This window comes from Pseudomonas sp. MAG002Y (assembly GCF_019400845.1).
GTDB lineage: Bacteria > Pseudomonadota > Gammaproteobacteria > Pseudomonadales > Pseudomonadaceae > Chryseomonas > Chryseomonas luteola.
The window spans coordinates 335434-354637 of record NZ_WOEJ01000001.1 but is presented as its reverse complement, the minus strand read 5'-3'; the positions used below and the strand labels follow the sequence as shown (position 1 = coordinate 354637).

Below are 19204 nucleotides of genomic sequence, written 5' to 3'. Positions count from 1 at the left end.
AACGCTGTTGGCATCAGCGTCTATCGCTGGATGAAAGGCGCGGAGGAGTTACCGCCGCGCCCTGGACTATCAGTGTCCAGCCGTGATGACGGGCACTGCCCAGCTCTCGCCAGGCAGCGGTGCGCGGAAGGCCTCTTCCGGCAGTCCTTGGGCTTCGCGCTCCTTGGCAAGGTCCTGGGGAGGCGCAAACTGGGCTTCGTCACTGAGCGGGAAGGTACCGAAGTGAATGCCCATGCTGGTGCTGGAGTGAAGAATCTTGTGTGCGGCTACTGCCTCCTGTGGATTCATGTGGCTCGACACCATGAACCAGCGTGGCTCATAGGCCCCGATGGACAACGCCGAGAAGCGCATGGGACCGAAACGGTCGTGAATCCGTTGGAAGTGCCCGCCCCATGCGGTATCGCCGGGGAAGTAGACAGGACCGCTGGCGGACTCAAGTACAAAGCCGCCCCATAAGGTACGGTTGGTATCGAAGCGGGTGCGGGCCGACCAGTGCTGTGAAGGCACGATATGCAAGGTTACCTGCTGGTTCAGTGGCTGACTCTGCCACCAGTCCATTTCGGTGACATTGCCAAAACCGGTCTCCTTGCGGATCAACTCGGCGTTTCCCAGCAGCGTGACGACGGGCGTGAGCGGGTTGATCTCGGCGAGACGGCGAAGCGTCGCCAAGTCCATATGATCGTAATGGCTGTGGCTGACGAAGATCAGGTCAAGAGGTGGAAGCTTTTCCAATGCTACGCCTGGGTCATGGTAGCGCTTGGGACCTATGAAGCTGAACGGGCTAACCCGCTCGGACCAGACCGGGTCGGTCAGAATATTCAAGCCATGATACTGAATGAGCAGGGTGGCATGGTTGATATAGGTGACGCGCAGGTCATCGCCTGTCACGCGCTCGGGCAGCTCCTCCTGGCGCGGCGGAAGCGCCTGCCAAACCCACTCGGGACGCTCGCGGGTCAGCTGCCATTTGATCAGAGTCCAGAAACTCTTTTTGGTAAAGGGCTCCTGGTTGTAAAACTGCTGCCCGTCGAAGTGATCCGAGGGCGGGCCTTTGTATTCCGGGCCGCCACAGCCTGCAAGAGCGAGAAGGTTGACCAGCCAGAGGGAGCGAAAGATTCTCATGAAGGACTCACGTTGCCGGTAAGTGAAAATCGAGTGCCGGTTTTTCGGTACACTCGCGGGTATCTTTTATCGTTGCACCGCGTTTTTAACGTGCCCGTGCCTCAAGTGCCAGTCTTCATCATGCCTCGTTCCTACCGCTCCCCTCAAACCCCGCGTCCTCGTCGTGTTGCCAAGGCCCCGCCGGCCGAGCCGCGGCTGATCTTGTTGAACAAGCCATTCGATGTGCTGACCCAGTTTTCCGATGGGGACGGGCGGGCTACGCTCAAGGACTTCGTTCCGATTCCAGGCATTTATCCGGCAGGACGGCTGGACCGCGACAGCGAAGGGCTGCTCCTCCTGACCAATGATGGGCGCTTGCAGTCGCGCATTGCCGACCCTAGGCACAAACTGCCCAAGACTTATTGGGTTCAGGTGGAAGGCGCCCCTACAGAAGAACAGATACAAACGCTGCGAACAGGCGTCGAGCTGAATGACGGACCGACGCTTCCCGCAGAGGTGCGCCTGTTGGAGGAGCCGGAACTATGGGAGAGAAACCCTCCCGTACGCTTTCGCAAGAGTGTTCCAACGGCCTGGCTGGAGCTGGTGATTCGTGAAGGCCGCAACCGGCAGGTACGTCGCATGACGGCAGCCGTCGGCCTGCCTACATTGCGTCTGGTGCGAGTACGCATTGGCCCTTGGGCGTTGGAGGGTATGGCGCCGGGTGAATGGCGCGAGGTGCCGGCGCGGCTGTAACCGCGCCAGCGGATCAGCTGTAGCGATCAGTAATGTGACGTAATAACCGCGATGCCTTCGTTCAACACGTCCCGCCAGGCTTTGAGCGTCTCGTCCGTGCATTGCGGGTCGTGGCTTGAAATGGTGGCGAGCAAGGTATCGACCCAGATGCCGTAGAGTTCCGGGCGAATATCCATCTGATGGCGGCAATGGGTTTCGCCCAGTGCGCGCAACTTGGTATCCGGCATTCCGCGCGCCACCATGACCAGGTTCATGATGCCCTGTCGCAAGAGCTGCTTTTGGGCCTGCATGTTGGTATTGACGAACTTCTCGCGGATCAGCGGCGAGCTGGCAAGAAAGCGGGTATAGAAGTCATCGAAAAAGTCAGCGCTGGCGCAGCAGCGGCCGTAGCTCTGCATCACCTGGTCGGCGGGTTTCATGGCAAGTCCTTGCGAGTGTTTCGTCCACGTTTGTGGGTACAGCGGATGGGGAGCGAAGTGTAAACGGGCGGCAAGCCTATCAGGTTAAGACAATAGTCTTAAAGGCCTTTTGATATGGAGGGTTATTGGCCGTGCCCCTGTATGAGGCACGGCCGGCAGGTGAATGGCTTATTCGGGGTGACGACGCTTCTCGATCTCGTCAGCCGTCATCTCGCCCTGGGCATGGCCGAAATGCTCCAAGACAAAATTGGTGACCGCCGCCAGCTCCTGGTTGGAATACCCGCGGGCAAAGCCCGGCATGAAGTGATCGCCGTGGGGATTCTCCAGCTTGTCTCCTCCCAGCAGGACCTGCACCAGATTGGTTGCCTCTGGATCGTTCACCGTGCGCAGGCCACTAAGCGCGGCAAAGGTGCTCTGCCGGCCCGAACCACTCCACAGGTGACAGCTGACGCAGGCGTCGGCAAACACCTTCTGGCCCAGCGGGTTGTTTCCTTTGGCCGGTGCGTCAGATGACAGTGCCTTGGGCTCCGGTCGCATCAATCCATACGGCTGACTGGGGACCGACTTCAAGTACACCACCATGGCGCGGATATCCTCAGGCGTCAGGAAGCGCAGGCTGTGATTGACGGCTTCGGCCATGGGGCCAGCCGCAACGCCATACCCTTCGGCATGACCTGTAGACAGGTAAGAGGCCAGGGTCTCGTCCGGCCAGGCACCGATGCCGGTCTTCTGGTCACCGCTAATGTTGTAGGCCTTCCAGCCCTGAATCACCGCGCCACCCAGGTTTCGCGAGCTGTCACGCGCCTGAAAGATATTACGGGGGGTATGACATTCGCCACAGTGCCCCGCACCTTCCACCAGATACGCGCCGCGGTTCCACTCAGCCGACTGGCTCGGGTCCGGCTCGAAGCGCTCGTTCGGGTTGAACATCATGTTCCAGAACATCATTCCCCAGCGTTGGTTGAAGGGGAAGCTGATGTCATTTCCCTTGTTCGGCTGCCTGATGGGCTCCAGGCTGAACAGATACGCCTTGATCGCCAGAATATCTTCCCGCGACATCAGCGTGTAAGACGTATAGGGAAAGGCTGGATAGTAGTGCTTGCCGTCCTTGCCGACGCCTTCCTGCATGGCGCTGACAAAGTCGTCATCGCTCCAGGTGCCGATCCCGGTTTCCTTGTCCGGCGTGATGTTGGGGGAATACAGCATACCGAACGGCAGCTTGAAACCACGACCGCCAGCGAACGGTTTACCGCCGTTCTCGTCAAGGTGACAGGCCACGCAGTCAGCTGCACGGGCCAGGTATTCGCCGCGCTGGACCGTGGCCTCGTCAGCAGCCTGGGCAGACAGCATTGTGAGGGCCAACGCTACAGGCGCCACGCCGCTCAACACCGTACGCGTCATGGTGCCCCAGATAGAAGTGAAACGATTCATAGGAGCTCCTTAAGCCACGTGGTAACCGGCGCGAACTACCGGCAGACGGCGAATGCGCTTGCCGGTTGCCGCATACAGAGCATTGACCAGAGCCGGTGCAATCATGGCGGTACCGGCCTCTCCAATCCCGCCAGGTATTTCATGGCTTGGAATGATGTGCGTCTCGACCGGTGGGGCATCGCTCATGCGCAACTGCCGGTAGTCGTGGAAGTTGCTCTGTTCCACATGTCCATCCTTGACGGTAATCTCGTTATAGAGCGCAGCAGACAGGCCAAACAGTGTGCCGCCCTCCAGCTGAGAGTGAACAGAGGTCGGATTGGTTACCTCGCCGCAATCTGCAATACAGATCAGGCGGGTGATGTGGATGCCGTTCTGCGCATCGACCTGCATTTCCACTACGGTAGCGAGGTAGCTGCCAAAGACTTCCTGTACGGCAATTCCCCGACCATGGCCCGCTGGCAGTTTCTGGCTCCAGTTGGCTTTTTCGGCGGCAAGCTTGAGTACCGCCTGCGCACGGGGATGCTCGCCGAGCAGCTTCATCCGGTAATCGACCGGGTCCTGCTTGGCTGCGTAGGCCAGCTCATCGATAAAGCTTTCCATCACATAGGCGCCATGCAGCGGGCCTACCCCACGCCACCAGGAATTGAGAATGGCCTTGGGCGCTTCAGGGACGTAACGGACTCTGAGGTTTGGAAGCGAGTAGACGGGTTTGTTGGAAACCTCTACTGCGTCGGCATCCAGCCCATTGGGTGGTACGGCGGCTGGCGCAAACCGCGCCATGACCGAGGCCCCGACAATGGTATGCGACCAGCCCACCGGCATGCCGTTGGCATCCAGGCCTGCGCTGAAGCGGTCGATATAATGAGGACGGTACAGGTCATGGGCGGTGTCTTCTTCACGCGTCCAGACCAGCTTGATGGGGTAGTCGACCTGCTTGGCTATGGCTGCGGCCTGACCGATGAAGTCCGCCTCCAGGCGACGGCCAAAGCCTCCACCGATGAGCTGGTTGTTGACGATGATCTTTTCCGGCGGCAGGCCGGTTGCCTTGGCAGCCGCCTGTTGGGCCATAACCGGCACTTGGGTGCCGACCCATAGTTCACAGGCATCTTCGCGGACCTGGGCCACACAGGTCATGGGCTCCAGCGTGGCGTGAGCCAGGAAGGGCATCTCGTATTCCGCCTCGATCTTGCTGGACGCACCGGCAATGGCCTTGTTGATGTCGCCAACCTCGGCGGCAATGGCGCCTTCGCGATCAAAGGCTGCATGCAGGGCGCGTTCGATCTGGGCGGAGTCGATACCGGCGTTTGGGCCTAGATCCCATTGGATCTCCAGCGCTTTCAAGCCTTTAAGGGCTGCCCACATGTGGTCGCCGATCACGGCAACGGCATTATCCAGCTTGACCACATCCCTGACACCGGGGACCGCACGAGCGTGACGGTCGTCCACTGAGGCAAGCGTGCCACCTACGACCGGACAGGCGCTGACAGTAGCGATCTTCATGCCTGGCACGTGCAGGTCGATGGTGAACTTGGCTGAGCCGTCTACTTTGCCAGGCGTATCAAGGCGACGCAGCGGCTGGCCGATGACCTTGTAGTCTTCCGGCTTTTTGAGCGGGACGTTTTCCGGAACGGGCAGTTTGGCAGCTGCATCCACCAGCGCGCCGTAGGCCAGTTCGCGATTGCCAGGGCCGATGATCTTGCCATTTTCGGCGCGGCATTCATCCGGCGACACCTTCCATTGGTTAGCCGCGGCCTGGATCAGCATTACGCGTGCCGCCGCAGCGGCTTCCCGCAGGGGTTGCCAGTTGCTGCGAGTCGATGAGGAACCGCCGGTGGCCTGAAAGCCCAAAAGCTTGTCCCCATACAGTTTTTCGTCTGGCGGTGCTTCCTGCACCCTGACCTGATCCAGAGTAACGTTCAACTCTTCGGCTACCATCATGGCAAAACCGGTCTGTACACCCTGGCCCATTTCGATCTTGGGCGAAATCAGCGTGATCTGCCCATCGTGGCCTATCCGAAGAAACGCTCCCAAGGCCGTAGGGGTGTCCAGCGGTGCGTCTTCTGGCCCTTTGTTGACATACTGTTCGGCATAGCTGCGGCGGGAAAAAGGCAGTGCGGTTGCCAACAGCAAACCACCTGCGGCGATACCACTGGCCTGAAGCAGCTTGCGGCGCGACAGGCTTATGGCCTGCGCCGATACATTCTTGGTCATGGAGTGTGCTCCGCTCAAGCCTGGGAAACGCTTTTGATCGCGCCGCGGATACGGGTATAGGTACAGCAGCGGCAGATATTGCCGGACATGCCCGCATCGATTTCAGCATCGCCTGCGTTTGGGTGCTGGGACAGCAGCGCCACGGCCGACATGATCTGGCCGGACTGGCAATAGCCGCACTGCACGACTTCATGCTCAAGCCAGGCATCCTGCACTTTCTTGCCCAGGTCGGACTCGCCCACGGCTTCGATGGTCACGATCTTCTGGCCTTGTGCAATGTTGCTCACAGGCAGGACACAGGCGCGAACAGCCGTATCGTCCAGATGAACCGTGCAAGCGCCACACTGTGCGATCCCGCAACCGTACTTGGTGCCGGTCATTCCCAGCACGTCGCGTAGAACCCAAAGCAGGGGCATGTCGTCGGGGACGTCGACCTGATGGTCGGCCCCGTTGATGTTGAGCGTAAGCATTGCAACCTCATGAGCACGGTAGGACAGTCGACTCGTCATGCCGGAACGCCGTCAGGCAAGGTCATGCCGACGGGAAGGGCTGCGAGTCGATCGTTGGTTTATTCAGGACAGAATGAACGGTGCTTCATTCCGTGTCCTTGGAAAAATTTAGATAAATAAATCTGATTTATCCATCTTCTGGCAAGAAACACCAGCGTCGGCATCGAATTCGTGCAAATCCGCGGCCTCAGACAGGTCCATGTAAATCGCGACGATACTCAGCCACGCAGGTGCTCAAGCGGCAGCTCGGTACTGGAGATGACCTGGTTGAGAACGAAGCTTGAGCGCACGCTCGAAACGCCTTCTATACGGGTCAGGGTGCCCAGCAGCAGTTTCTGGTAGTGGTCCATATCCGGAACGACCACCTTGAGCTGATAGTCCGCATCCATGCCGGTCACCAGGCTGCATTCCAGCACCTCAGGGCACTGCCGAATGATCGACTGGAAATGCTCGAAGCGTTCAGGGGTATGCCGGTCCATGCCGATCAGTACGAAAACTGTCAGGCTAAGGCCCAGTTTCTTGCGGTCGAGCAGGGCAACCTGACGATTAATGTAACCATCATCTTCCAGCTGCTTGACCCGTCGTGAGCAGGGCGAAGGAGACAGGCCGATGCGCTCTGCCAGTTCCTGGTTCGAGATGCGTGCATCACGCTGGAGTTCGGCAAGAATACGTAAGTCGTAGCGGTCTAGTTTGTCCATTTTGAAACCAATCCTTTGGAAAATTGCGTTTAAAAGGTTTTTTTAGTGTTCTGTTGCTTAAACGGTAGAGGATATAGCAAAAAACGCAAACTTTGGTCGGTGCAACAGGGCTAAGCTGAACTCATTACTTCGATGGCCCGGACGAACAGTCCAACGGTGAGCTCCAGGAGGGCAAGCCGATAATGCCGCCGACCTATCAGGTCGTGCCGCTCCCGGGCCACTCACCGCCCAAAAGGCTGTGTGATCGCAGCAGTCGCCAAAAGCGACTCAGAGGACAGAATTCCGGAAGGGGGCGAAAGCCTCCTTTTTTGTGCGCCTGATAAAAGTGTACGCCTGTGCTCCGCCTATCCGTCAATGCTCGCCTCGCGCATACTCCTGGCTTAGATTGAGGATTCGACCGCCGCCTCGCCATTTTCGGAGCGACTGGCGGTAAGCAGGAGATAGGGTCATGAAGCGCCGCGGGCGTTTGACAGGTATCGGTCTGATAGTCGCATTGAGCGCAGGCCACGTGCTGGCGGGGCCTTTCGAGACCGGACAGACACAGTTGGGCAATCCGTCCGGCGGCGTTGCGCCTCAGCCTCAGGCGGGGCAGGGTCGCGTTGGAGATCACCCGGACTACTCGCCCTCTCGGGGAATGGATCCTAATGCCGGGCCTCGTCCGGGGGCGGGTCGCCCTATCGGGCAGGATGGCTCGCGCTGGCAGACCGGCAGTGGCCAGGATCTTCCCCATCAACGCTATGATTTTCCCCGGCGGCCTGTCGAGCGGGTCGATGAAAACGGTGTACGGTTTATTACCGCGCCTCCGCGAGAGGTCACAGGGCAGGCGAACCACTCACGGGAAGACGGCTGGAATCGACCCGATGCCGTTCGGCGTGGCGATGAGCGTGCGCGCTGGGAGCAATCCGGGCCGAATGATCTGAATCGAGGCTGGGAAAATCAGCCCCGTGTCATTGATCATCCTGACTATGGGCCGTACGGCAACTGGAATCGCCCGCACAGGCACAACGACTTCGATCGTCGTGGCTGGGGACCAAATCCTGATTGGCGTCCCGGCTATGTGCTGCGGCGCCCGCCGCCTCGGTACACCCGTATCTGGCATCAACGCTATGAGTATTACTATTCCGACGGGTACTGGTACCGCCCACAAGGGTCGAGCTATGTCATCGTGACCCCGCCGCGCGGCGTGTATGTCAGTAATTTGCCCAACTATGCGCAGACGTTGGTGATCGGCGGGCTGACCTACTACTTTGCCGCTGGTACCTATTACCAGCCGCAACCGGAATACAATCGCTACATTGTTGTAGAGCCGCCTGTGCAAAACGGTGGCTATGCCATTAGCAGCAATGCCTTTGATGTCGCCATAAGCCCTGCCTATGGTCAGACACAGGCCCAGATGGAGCAGGATCGTTATGACTGCCAGCGTTGGGCGGTCAGCGAGTCAGGTTTTGATCCATCCCGAGCAACCACTGCGCCACCGGCTGATGTGGCGGATCGTTATCGACGTTCGCTGGGCGCCTGTCTGAGTGGCAGGGGGTATAACGTGACTTATTGAGGAGGGCCGTCTGACTGTAATCTGATGAAGTCAGACGCCCTTGAGCCCTCAGCTCGGAGGCAGCGGATGCCGATGAGGGACATCGGGTGCATCCAGCGGGTCGGCATGTACCAGCACTTCGGCCTGCGGATACTCCGCCATGATCGCCGCTTCGGCCTCGTCGCACAGGCGATGGGCTTCGGACAGGGTCATTTCTCCCGGTAGCTCCAGATGCAGTTGGACGAACCAGTGGCTTCCCGAAATACGCGTGCGCAAATCATGAGCCCCCAAGACTTGGGGCACGCTGCACGCCAGCGTCAACATGTGCTCGCTGACTTCATAGGGCAATTCCTGATCCATCAGCACACTTAGCGAGTCGCGTGCGATTCCAATGGCACTCCAAAGGATATACAGCGCAATACCCAGGCCAAAGATGGCATCCAGCTGATCCCAGCCGTAGCTGGCAGCAATCAGGGCAATCAGGATGCTGGTGTTGAGCAGAAGATCAGAGCGGTAATGCAGGGAATCGGCGCGAATCACTGCGGACCCTGTAATCTGAATGACGTGCCGCTGTAGCATCAGCAGGCCCGCAGTCACAATCAATGAAACGATCATGACTGCAATGCCCAGCAGAGGCGTTCCCAGGGGTTCAGGTTCTTTCAGACGTCCGATGGCCTGCATGCCGATCAGGATTCCACTGGCGCCAATGAACAGGGCCTGGGTAATACCCGCCAACGACTCCGCCTTGCCATGACCATAACGGTGGTCGTCATCGGCAGGCTTTAAGGAATAGCGCACCGCCAGCAGGTTGAACAGGGAGGCCGCGCCATCGAGTACGGAGTCGGTCAGCCCGGCCAGCAGACTGACCGACCCGCTGAACCACCAGGCGATGGCCTTCACGGTAATGAGCAGGCCAGCCACCGCGAGTGAGGCGGTGGTGGCCAGGCGCAACAGCCTGGCGTGTTCGGTACGGCTCTTCATCAGGTGTTATGCCGCAGGGCGCAACCCAAAGGCGGCCAGTTGCTCAGGGCTGCCGCTGTGCTGAATCAGGCGTGGATCGGTCAGTGGCAGGGAGCGGCCGGTTTCCTGTTCGATAATGGCCTTGAGGCGCGCCTTGTCCACCTTGCCATCCGCGTCGATAGCGTCTTTTAGCTTTTCCGGGTCGACCGAGGCGTGCTGGTCGTTGGGCAGGTAGATGGCTCCAGACGTAAAATCAACACCGAACGCAATCAGGCCGGGAATGATGTAAAACAGCAGGCCTACCGCATCCAGGATGGCAATGCCTGGGTCGATCTGGCCAGTAATTTGGCCGCGACGCTCAGGATAAAACAGCGTACCGCAGGCCGAAATCTGGGTCAGCACTGCTGCAGCAAGGGCGCCACAGATCAGGCGAGTGCGCATTGGCATAAACACCTCCATAGGTCAGGAAACCGCACTATAACCGGCGTTGCGAGAGGCCGGAAGCGGGCCGCTGGAGTCGTTATAATCAGCAGCCACCGTATATATGACCACGTGCACAGCAGAATGACGCCATTACCCATCGATACCGTATTGCCTACCCTGCGCGCCGCCCTGGTCGAGCGCGACGAAGCTGTGCTGGAGGCACCTCCAGGTGCAGGCAAGACCACACGTGTACCGCTGGCGCTGCTGGATGAGCCCTGGCTAGCGGGTCAGCGGATTCTCATGCTGGAACCACGGCGCTTGGCCGCTCGGGCAGCGGCGGAGCGGCTGGCAGCCGAGTATGGCGAACCGGTGGGCGAGACGGTGGGATACCGCATTCGCCTGGAGAGCAAGGTAGGGCCCAGGACACGGATCGAGGTCGTTACGGAAGGTATTCTTGCGCGTCGCCTGCAGGATGATCCTGCCCTCGAAGGCGTTGGCCTGGTCATTTTCGACGAATTTCACGAGCGAAGCCTGGACGCCGATTTGGCGCTGGCACTCACTCTGAATGGGCGTGAGCTCTTGCGTGATACTCCGCTCAAGGTCCTGGTCATGTCCGCAACCCTTGAGGGTGAGCGGCTTTCGGCCTTGCTGCAAGGGGCTCCGGTGGTGCGCAGCGAGGGGCGCATGTTTCCGGTGGAGATCAAATGGGGGCGGCCCACTTCGACGGACGAGCGCCTGGAGCCCAGGGTTGTTCAAACCATCCAGCAGGCACTGGATGAGCAGGACGGAAGCCTGCTCGTCTTTTTGCCGGGGCAGGCTGAAATCCGGCGGGTTCATGAGTTGCTGGATGATGCGCTGGCTGGCAGGGTGGATATCCGGATCGCGCCGCTCTACGGTGAGCTTGATCTGGCTGCCCAGAGAGCAGCGATTGAGCCGGCACCGGCCGGTATTCGCAAGATTGTGCTGGCGACCAATATCGCCGAAACCAGTCTTACCATCGAAGGCGTTCGGGTGGTGATAGATGCCGGACTTGCCCGGGAGCCCGCCTTCGATCCCGGCAGTGGCATGACGCGGCTAGCGACGCGACGCATCTCTCGCGCCTCGGCCACCCAGCGAGCGGGACGGGCGGGGCGTCTGGAGCCAGGGGTGTGCTATCGCTTGTGGTCGGAGACGCAGCATGACCAGCTACCCGCCTATGATTCACCGGAAATTCTGCAGGCTGACCTGGCGGGGCTTGCGCTTCAGCTGGCGCGCTGGGGCGCTGTTGCAGATGAGCTGGTCTGGTTGGACAAACCTCCTGCTGCGGCCCAGGCACAAGCTCAGGATCTGCTTGTGCGTCTGGGTGCGCTCAAGGCTGATCGAACGGCCCTGACAGCCCATGGGCAGGCCATGAGCACCCTGCCGGCTCATCCGCGACTGGCTCATCTTCTGCTTCGGGGACAGGCCCTGGGGTTGGCGCCATTGGCGTGTGATCTGGCGGCTATTTTATCCGAGCGGGATATCGTGCGTGGCGAGGGTGCGGATATACAGACTCGCCTTGCGTTGCTGGCAGGCGAAGGGAAAGGGCCGCGAGGCGGTATTGCGCGCATTCGTCAGCTGGCAAGACAATTCAAGGGCTTGCTGCGTGGCGCTTCCGAAATACCTGTGAGCGATCCGGATCATCCACGCTGGGTAGGGTGTCTGCTGGCTTTTGCTTATCCGGAGCGGATCGCACACCAGCGCCGATCCGGCGGTGCAGAATATCGGCTGGCCAATGGCCGTGCGGCACTGTTTGCCGATGTCGATTCGCTGATGAAATCACCGTGGTTGGTGATTGCCGATCTTGGGAGCCGACAAGGGCAGCGTGAAGAGCGTATCTATCTGGCTGCCGAGCTTGATCCTGCCTTGTTTGAAGGGCCCCTGGCCGAGCAGGTATCGACCCATGAGGAGGTGGACTGGGACGAGCGGGAGGGCGTACTGCGCGCCGAGCGGCAGGTGCGAATCGGTGAACTGGTCCTTTCCCGCGAACCCTTGAGTTCGCTAAGTGATGACGCGCGCAGCCGGGCATTACTGGGGCTAGTCAGGCGTAAAGGGCTTGAACTCCTGCCCTGGACACCGGAGCTGCGCCAGTGGCAGGCACGGGTCATGCTTCTGCGGCGGCTGGACCTGGAGCAGGGCGGTCTCAGCGAGTGGCCTGACGTGACCGATATGGCGCTGCTGGCAACGCTGGAGAACTGGCTGCTTCCATATCTGGGACGGGTGACTCGCCTGTCCCATTTCGCTCAGCTCGATCTGGGCGCCATCCTGCAGGGCTTGTTACCCTGGCCGCTACCAAGCCGCCTGGACGAGCTGGCGCCCCGCTCGATAGAGGTACCTTCAGGTTCCCGTATCCGCCTGGACTACACCGAGGAGCCGCCCGTGCTGGCCGTCAGGTTGCAGGAGATGTTCGGCCTGGCCGACACCCCTCGGATCGCCGGCGGACGGCTTGCTGTAAAGCTGCACCTGCTGTCCCCTGCGCAGCGCCCGGTGCAGGTTACCCAGGATCTGGCTAACTTCTGGCGCAGCACCTATGCCGAGGTAAAGAAGGATTTGAAAGGCCGCTATCCAAAGCACTATTGGCCGGATGACCCGCTCGTTGCGGAGGCGACTGCACGGGCCAAGCCTCGGCGTTAGTGCCGAGGCTGTACAGATCAGACTCGCGCCACGCGGGAGATCTGTTTGGCCAGGAACGGCCCGGATGCGATCACGCCAATCAAGCGCAAGGCCTGCATGGCCAGTACCAGCCCGACGTCCGCATGGCTGTCCACAGCGATGATCGCCATTGAGTCTAGGCCGCCAGGACTGGTTGCAAGGTAGGCGGACAGAAAGTCCTTGTTCATCAGGTGTGCCAGAAACAGGGCCGAAAGAGCGCACATGGCGATCAACATCAGCGAGGCCATGATCATCTTGGGCAAGGCTCGGGTGACATAGCGCACCGTGGTTTTATCGAACCGCAAGCCTACATAGCAGCCCATCGAGCCAAACGCGATGGCCAGCAACCAATGGGGAAGGGTAATGGTTACCCAACCGTTGAGCTGCAATATGGTGCCCAACGCAATAGGCACCATCAAAGCGCCAGCCGGCAGGCGCTTGCCTAACCAGACACCTACCACCACGACGGCCAGCGTAATTCCAAATGACTGCAGGGTGTTCCAGTCAAAGGTGATAGCGGCCGAGTGAGAGGCTGCTCCTGTACCTTCAGCCCCCAAAAAGCGGCCAACCAAGGCACTGATCACGACCACACAAACGACACGCACATACTGCATGGTTGCCACAATGCGGGAGTCCGCTCCGTATTCTTCCGCCATGGCAACCATGGCGGAGGCCGCACCGGGCGTAGTACCCCAGGCGGCGGTGGAGCCGGGTAAACCGCCGAAGCGAACCAGGATGACACCCACCAGCACGCTGAGCAGAACGGTAATGGCAGTGGCCAGCAGCATGACCGGCCAGTGCGTAGCGACCATAAGCAGAACGGCCGCTGTCATGGAGTGGGCGATCAAACAGCCCACCACGCCCTGGCTTAGCTGGAACAGTGGTTTGGGTAGACGGATCGTGGCCCCTTTGACGCCAAAGCAGATGGCGACCAGCATGGGCCCTAGGAACATGGCCGCAGGGATACCGGCACGATCAAGGCAAAAGGAAGCCAGACTGGATACAACAATCAGGGCAGCCCACTGCAGGGCAGGATGTCGTGATGGCGGTGCTGCAGATGAAACAGGGGCGTGAGGCAATGACGTCCTCCTCAAGAGGTGGCAGCCACAGACGGCGTAGCCGCGCTAAAGCCTTATTATACGCGCCTTCCGGCTAAAGTTTGATAGCAAGATAACTAACGAAACGATCACGAAACGTAATGGCGGTCCTGAAGCAATCGCAGGCATTGTCGGATGTGTTTGCGGTACTCCTTGTAGCGAGGCGTTATGACCGCGAAACAAGGCATTCTGATAATGATGCTTCGTTAGTTCCGAGTCTTAGAGGGTCAGCCTGATCTTGGCTTTGTTTAATCGGGTGGGCTGGATGTTGGATATCGCGGGATTTCGAAAGCATTTTCCTGGATCGCTATGCCCCGGCTGTTAGAGTCGCAGCATTCGGGGCAAGAAGTATCATTCACCACTGCCATACCCAGAAGGGCCACACCGGTATCCACCCAGGCCGCCGAGTGACGGCCTGGGTAAGTTGAGGTCAGCGGACCAGATGCAGGAACTGCAGGTGCCGCTCGTACTGGTCAAGCATGTCGTTGATGATCTGCTCCTTGGTGTAGCCCACCAGGTCATAATCCTGGCTGCCCTCAGCCAGATAGACCTCTGCACGGTAGTAGCGGCGGTTTTTCAGGTGCAGCCCGCCCATACCGGCTCGGGCAAAGCTCGGTGTGAAATACCCCTGCATGATGACCCGATAGATAAAGGGATGCTGTTCGCCATGACCAACCTCAAGGCTCAGGTTGGCATTGGTAGGATCAAGCTCGGTCTGTACGGCCAGTCCTTTTTCCCGGAATACCTCGGCCACTTCCTCAATCGCCGGGCGAACAATGGTGTCCATTACCCGATAGACCTCATCGCGCGACGGGAAGTGAACAGCCTTGGCAAGGCGCTGACGCCAGCCACCGCTGCGGCGTGGGTTGGCCTGGGATACCGGGGCCAGAGAATGTGATCGTGCCCGTTGCCGCTGCGATTCGGTGTAGAACGCCTTGTGCAGACCCCACATCATTAGCAGGGTTACTAGCGAGAAGGGCAGAGAGGTCAGGACCACCGCAGACTTTAGTGCATCCATGCTACCGGCGACCAGCAGACCACCGGTGACAAGGGCAGTAGCCGTTCCCCAGAAGACGCGCAGCCACTTGGGACCGTCTTCGTCCGCTTCGCCGCCTGTCGAGGACAGGGTCGACAGCACCACAGTGCCCGAATCCGCCGATGTCACGAAGAACACAAAGCTTACGAATACCGCCACCGCAATGACAATACGGCTGGCAGGATACGTTTCCAGTAGGTGATAGAGCGCCATGGATGGCTCGCGAATAGCCGTTTCGGCCAGGCTGGTCAGGTTGTGGTTTAGCACCTGATCCAGCGCGCTATTACCAAAGATGGACAACCACGCGAGGGTAAAGCCAAGCGGAATGAACAGTACGCCAAAAACGAATTCACGAATGGTACGACCACGGGAAATTCGCGCAATGAACAGGCCTACAAAGGGTGCCCATGCGATCCACCAGGCCCAATAGAATACGGTCCAGCCGCCCAGCCAGTCGGACGGTTTGTCATAGGCATAAAGGTCAAAGCTCTTGGTGGGAACAGCGCCCAGATAATCGCCGATGTTCTGGATCAGCGTATTGAGCAGGTGCTGGGTCGGCCCGGCAAACAGGACAAACAACAGCAGACCGACCGCCAGGAGCATGTTGATATCGGACATGACGCGCACACCCTTGTCTACACCTGATACGGCAACAAGAATGGCGGCTCCCATCATCACGGCAATCAGCAGGGCTTGTACCCATTGGGTATGGGGTACACCGAACAGATAGTCCAGGCCCGAGTTGAGCTGAAGCACACCAAAGCCCATATCGGCGCCCAGGCCGAAAACGGTGGCAATGATGCCAAAGCAATCTACCGCATGGCCAATAGGGCCGTTGATGCGCTTGCCGATCAGTGGGTATAGCGCTGAACGTAAGGCCAAGGGCAGGTTATGGCGATAGGCGAAATAGGCCAATGCCATGGCAACGAGTGCAAAGACTCCCCAACCATGCAATCCCCAGTGCAGAAAGAGCAGTTGCATGGCCTGACGCGCAGCAGCCTGCGTGCCGCCTTCGCCTTGAGGGGGATGCATGAAATGCGTCAGGGGTTCTGACACGCAGAAAAAGAACAGGGTAATACTGATACCGGCTGCGAATAGCATGCCGGCCCATGAAAGGTAACTGAACTCAGGCTGATCGTGATCGGCGCCAAGCTTGATCTTGCCGTACCCTGAAAGGGCCGTGACGATGACAAAGACCAGATAAAGTGTCATGGCCAGTAGGTAGTACCAGCCTACCGTCTGTGAGGCCCATGTCTGAGCTTCCAGCAGCCAGGCTCCGGCGCGCTCGGGGAAGGTGATTACCACCAGAGCAAAGACCAGGATTGCTGTGGCCGCGCTGTAAAAGGCGGGCGGATTGAGTCGTACGTTACCGGATGGGGTCGTGCTGCTCATGGAGCATGTTCTCCTATAGGGCAGGTGCCAAAGAGTCCGTACAGTCGAGTCGCGGGTTTCCGGTCACTCGCGATGCTGTCGGGCTAGTAGCTCAAGGTGATTCGAAAAGGGGACATTCCTTGCCCGTCGTTTGTAGTCATTTTTTATTAATTGATCGTTCAATATAAAAAGATAACACGAAAAGACGTTCAAGCGGAGCTTGAATCGCCTCCATATGTCATTTTGCTATAGTCGGTCGAGGAGGGGCGAAACCGAAGGGCCTGAGTCAGAGCGGAAGCAGGCCTGCTACGGTTGCCATTGGGTATCACTGCCGGAGAGTTTGCGGTTCAGGAAATAGGCGGCGCTGATCAGGGCCAGATGGGTCAGGGCCTGAGGAGTATTGCCCAGGTGACGTCCACGGGCGTCAAGCTCCTCGGCAAAGAGTCCTACAGGGCTTGCGTATTTCATGAGTTTTTCAAACTCCATATGCGCCTCGTCTATCCTGCCGGCCCGCGCCAGGCACTCCACATACCAGAATGAGCAGGCCGCAAAGGAGCCCTCTTCACCTGAGAGTCCATCGGACATTTCAGACTGATCGTAGCGCTTGACCATACCATCGCAGACCAGACGCTCCTTGATGGCATCTAGAGTTGCCAGCCATGCCGGGTCTGTTGCGCTGACAAAACGCAGCAAGGGCATCAGGAGAAGAGATGCGTCCAACGTATCCTGGCCCAGAATGGCTGTGAAATGACCTTTTTTCTTGTTCCAGAAGTGGGTCCAGATATCTTCCTGGATATCGCCCCGTGCCTTGAGCCATCGTTCATAGGGCATGGCAAGGGAACGCTTCTGTGCCAGGCGAATGGCTCGGTCAATGGCAACCCAGCACATCAAGCGCGAGTGTAGGAAGTGCTTGGGCTCATCACGAATTTCCCAGATGCCGGCATCCTTGGTCTGCCAATGATTGCAGACATAATCGATGATACTGACAACATGTTTCCAACCGCGGTGGGATATGGCCTGGCCGTACTTGTTTGACAGGTAGACGGCATCCATCAGCTCGCCATAGATGTCGAGCTGAACCTGTCCGAATGCATCGTTGCCGATACGCACAGGCTTTGCCCCGCCGTGGCCGCTCAGGTGGTCCAGTTCCTGTTCGGGCAGTTCCCGTCCACCATCGAGGCGATACATGATCTGAAGCTTTTGCGGCAGATCGCTGCTGCGCTCGATACAGTCGCCCACCCAGCTCATGAAGTGGTTGGCTTCGTCGGTGTATCCCAGGCGCATGAAAGCATAGACGGTAAACGAGGCGTCCCGTATCCAGGTAGCCCGGTAATCCCAATTTCGCTCGCCACCTGGTGTTTCCGGCAGGCTGAAGGTTGCCGCAGCAGCAATGGAACCGTGCTGCTGCGAGACCAGAAGCTTGAGCACCAGAGCCGAGCGCGAGACCATTTCCCGCCAGCGGCCGGTATAGTTGCTTTGACGAGCCCATCGCTGCCAGAACCTGAGTGTATGCTTCAGACAGAGATCAAGATCTTCTTCCATGACCTGTCGATCTTCGGCACAGCCAAAGACGAATGTCGCGCTTTCTCCTTCCTTGAGGGTGAAGTCCGCCACGGCCGTATTCCCGTCAAGCGTAAGCGTCTCGGAACCGGCCAAGCGCATGCTGCGCTGGCCCTCGGCCTGAAACACAATGCTGCCTTGCTCTACCGTAGCCCTGGTTTCAGCCCGGGCGTAATCAAGCCGCGGTGAACACTTCAGACAAATGCGCGAGTCGCCTTTAACGGCATAAACCCTCCGCACCAGGCGGGGCATGGTGTTCTCTTCCGTCAGGATGGGCATCCAGTCGGTCAACTCGACGGCGCCGTCGTCATCAAGCCAGCGGGTCTGCAAGACGTTACTGTCGGGGAGGTAGATCTGTTGCCGCCTGGCATTAGGGCGGTCGGGTGCAATCGTGAACAGTCCGGCCTCGTCACCATTGAGCAAGGCGGTAAAAACCGAGGGGCTATCTAGGTCAGGCCAGCAGAAATAGTCGATGCTGCCGTCATCGGCGACCAGCGCGCAGGTGCGCATGTCGCCGATGACTCCATGGGCATCGATGGACCGGATTCCGGCGTTGTGATCAACCATTGTCCTGGAATCCTGGATACAGACACATGCCACCATCGACAAAGAGGGTGGTACCTACCACATAGTCAGACAGGTCGGATGCCAGCCAGACGACGGCATTACCAATGTCCTCCACATCCCCGACACGCTTGTAGGGGATCAGCTTGAGCAACTCGCGGCGACCTTCCTCATTGCCAGTCACGTCTTCATTGATGGCCGTAGCGATAGCGCCGGGCGCAATACTATTGATGCGTATGCGCTTTTCAGCCACTTCCTGAGCCAGGGTCTTCATCATCAGGCTGACCCCACCCTTGGAGGCCGCGTAATTGACATGACCTGCCCACGGAATGACCTCATGTACCGAGCTCATGTGAATGATCTTGCCCGCCGCGCGTGACAGGTCGGTATTAACGCCTTGCTTCAGGAACTGCTGGATGGCGGCACGTGCGCACAGGAATTGGCCGGTCAGATTGGTCTGGATGACCATGTTCCAATCCTTGAGAGTCATCTCGTGGGAGGGTGCATCGCGCTGCAGCCCGGAGTTGGCGACCAGAATGTCCAGACGGCCAAAGGCTTCGATCGTCTTGGCAAAGAGCTGTTCGACGGCCTGTTCATCACCAACATCAGCACCCACGGCAATGGCCCGACCGCCGGCCGCCTTGATTTCATCCGCAAGCTGTTCAGCCGGCTCGGCATTGGAGTGGTAATTGATGACAACGGCTGCGCCTACCTGAGCCAAGGCCTTGGCTGATGCGGCGCCGATCCCTGAACTGCCGCCGGTGACCAGTGCAACCTGGCCATCGAGTGAAATTTTCATGGCAAACCCTCAAGCAATTCGGTGAAAAGTCCTTGTCACCTGACCGTTGGCAGCTTGCGAGAGTTCAGAGGGGT

15 protein-coding genes are annotated in these 19204 nt (G+C 59.0%); 3 read left to right on the top strand and 12 right to left on the bottom strand.

Features of this window, described 5'->3' with window-relative positions:
- Window positions 1-69: 69 nt before the first annotated feature.
- Entirely contained in the window at window positions 70-1119 is a 1050-nt protein-coding gene (locus GM154_RS01645; protein ID WP_125887205.1) for an MBL fold metallo-hydrolase, read from the bottom strand.
- 120 nt (window positions 1120-1239) lie between these two features.
- On the opposite strand from GM154_RS01645, the gene GM154_RS01640 reads away from it, so the two are divergent.
- Complete coding sequence (locus tag GM154_RS01640) at window positions 1240-1851, top strand: pseudouridine synthase (RefSeq protein WP_219650737.1); 612 nt, start codon at window positions 1240-1242, stop codon at window positions 1849-1851.
- Window positions 1852-1877: 26 nt separating this feature from the next.
- Here the strand turns inward: GM154_RS01640 and GM154_RS01635 are convergent, their stop codons facing one another.
- From GM154_RS01635 to GM154_RS01615, 5 genes are all read right to left on the bottom strand, one after another.
- Complete coding sequence (locus tag GM154_RS01635; protein ID WP_125887203.1) at window positions 1878-2270, bottom strand: globin; 393 nt, start codon at window positions 2268-2270, stop codon at window positions 1878-1880.
- A gap of 168 nt (window positions 2271-2438) precedes the next feature.
- Entirely contained in the window at window positions 2439-3701 is a 1263-nt protein-coding gene (locus GM154_RS01630) for a c-type cytochrome (RefSeq protein WP_374940293.1), read from the bottom strand.
- Window positions 3702-3710: 9 nt separating this feature from the next.
- Entirely contained in the window at window positions 3711-5912 is a 2202-nt protein-coding gene (locus GM154_RS01625; RefSeq protein WP_074822969.1) for a xanthine dehydrogenase family protein molybdopterin-binding subunit, read from the bottom strand.
- Window positions 5913-5926: 14 nt separating this feature from the next.
- Complete coding sequence (locus GM154_RS01620; protein ID WP_219650942.1) at window positions 5927-6382, bottom strand: (2Fe-2S)-binding protein; 456 nt, start codon at window positions 6380-6382, stop codon at window positions 5927-5929.
- A 257-nt stretch (window positions 6383-6639) separates the two neighbouring features.
- Window positions 6640-7119, bottom strand: coding sequence for an Lrp/AsnC family transcriptional regulator (locus GM154_RS01615; protein WP_010797133.1), 480 nt, complete (start codon window positions 7117-7119; stop codon window positions 6640-6642).
- A gap of 448 nt (window positions 7120-7567) precedes the next feature.
- Between GM154_RS01615 and GM154_RS01610 the strand changes: the two genes are divergently transcribed.
- On the top strand, window positions 7568-8671 hold the full coding sequence (locus GM154_RS01610) for a DUF6515 family protein (RefSeq protein ID WP_219650736.1): 1104 nt from the start codon (window positions 7568-7570) through the stop codon (window positions 8669-8671).
- 48 nt (window positions 8672-8719) lie between these two features.
- Here the strand turns inward: GM154_RS01610 and GM154_RS01605 are convergent, their stop codons facing one another.
- Both GM154_RS01605 and GM154_RS01600 read right to left on the bottom strand, forming a co-directional pair.
- A complete protein-coding gene (locus GM154_RS01605; protein WP_125887201.1) occupies window positions 8720-9631 on the bottom strand; it encodes a cation diffusion facilitator family transporter in 912 nt (303 codons plus the stop codon).
- 6 nt (window positions 9632-9637) lie between these two features.
- Window positions 9638-10057 (bottom strand): polyribonucleotide nucleotidyltransferase, encoded by a 420-nt coding sequence (locus GM154_RS01600; protein WP_074822957.1) that lies wholly within the window; start codon window positions 10055-10057, stop codon window positions 9638-9640.
- A gap of 117 nt (window positions 10058-10174) precedes the next feature.
- Between GM154_RS01600 and hrpB the strand changes: the two genes are divergently transcribed.
- Entirely contained in the window at window positions 10175-12685 is a 2511-nt protein-coding gene (hrpB, locus tag GM154_RS01595) for an ATP-dependent helicase HrpB (RefSeq protein ID WP_219650735.1), read from the top strand.
- 17 nt (window positions 12686-12702) lie between these two features.
- Here the strand turns inward: hrpB and GM154_RS01590 are convergent, their stop codons facing one another.
- From GM154_RS01590 to GM154_RS01575, 4 genes are all read right to left on the bottom strand, one after another.
- Window positions 12703-13782, bottom strand: a complete 1080-nt coding sequence (locus GM154_RS01590; protein ID WP_219650733.1) for an AbrB family transcriptional regulator — start codon at window positions 13780-13782, stop codon at window positions 12703-12705.
- A 448-nt stretch (window positions 13783-14230) separates the two neighbouring features.
- Window positions 14231-16228, bottom strand: coding sequence for a choline BCCT transporter BetT (betT, locus tag GM154_RS01585; RefSeq protein ID WP_074822952.1), 1998 nt, complete (start codon window positions 16226-16228; stop codon window positions 14231-14233).
- Window positions 16229-16513: 285 nt separating this feature from the next.
- Window positions 16514-18334 carry a glycoside hydrolase family 15 protein gene (locus GM154_RS01580; protein ID WP_074822949.1) on the bottom strand — a complete coding sequence of 607 codons (1821 nt, stop codon included), beginning with the start codon at window positions 18332-18334 and terminating at the stop codon, window positions 16514-16516.
- Window positions 18327-19130, bottom strand: coding sequence for an SDR family oxidoreductase (locus GM154_RS01575; protein ID WP_074822946.1), 804 nt, complete (start codon window positions 19128-19130; stop codon window positions 18327-18329). Before GM154_RS01575 ends, GM154_RS01580 begins: the two co-directional genes overlap by 8 nt.
- Window positions 19131-19204: the final 74 nt, after the last annotated feature.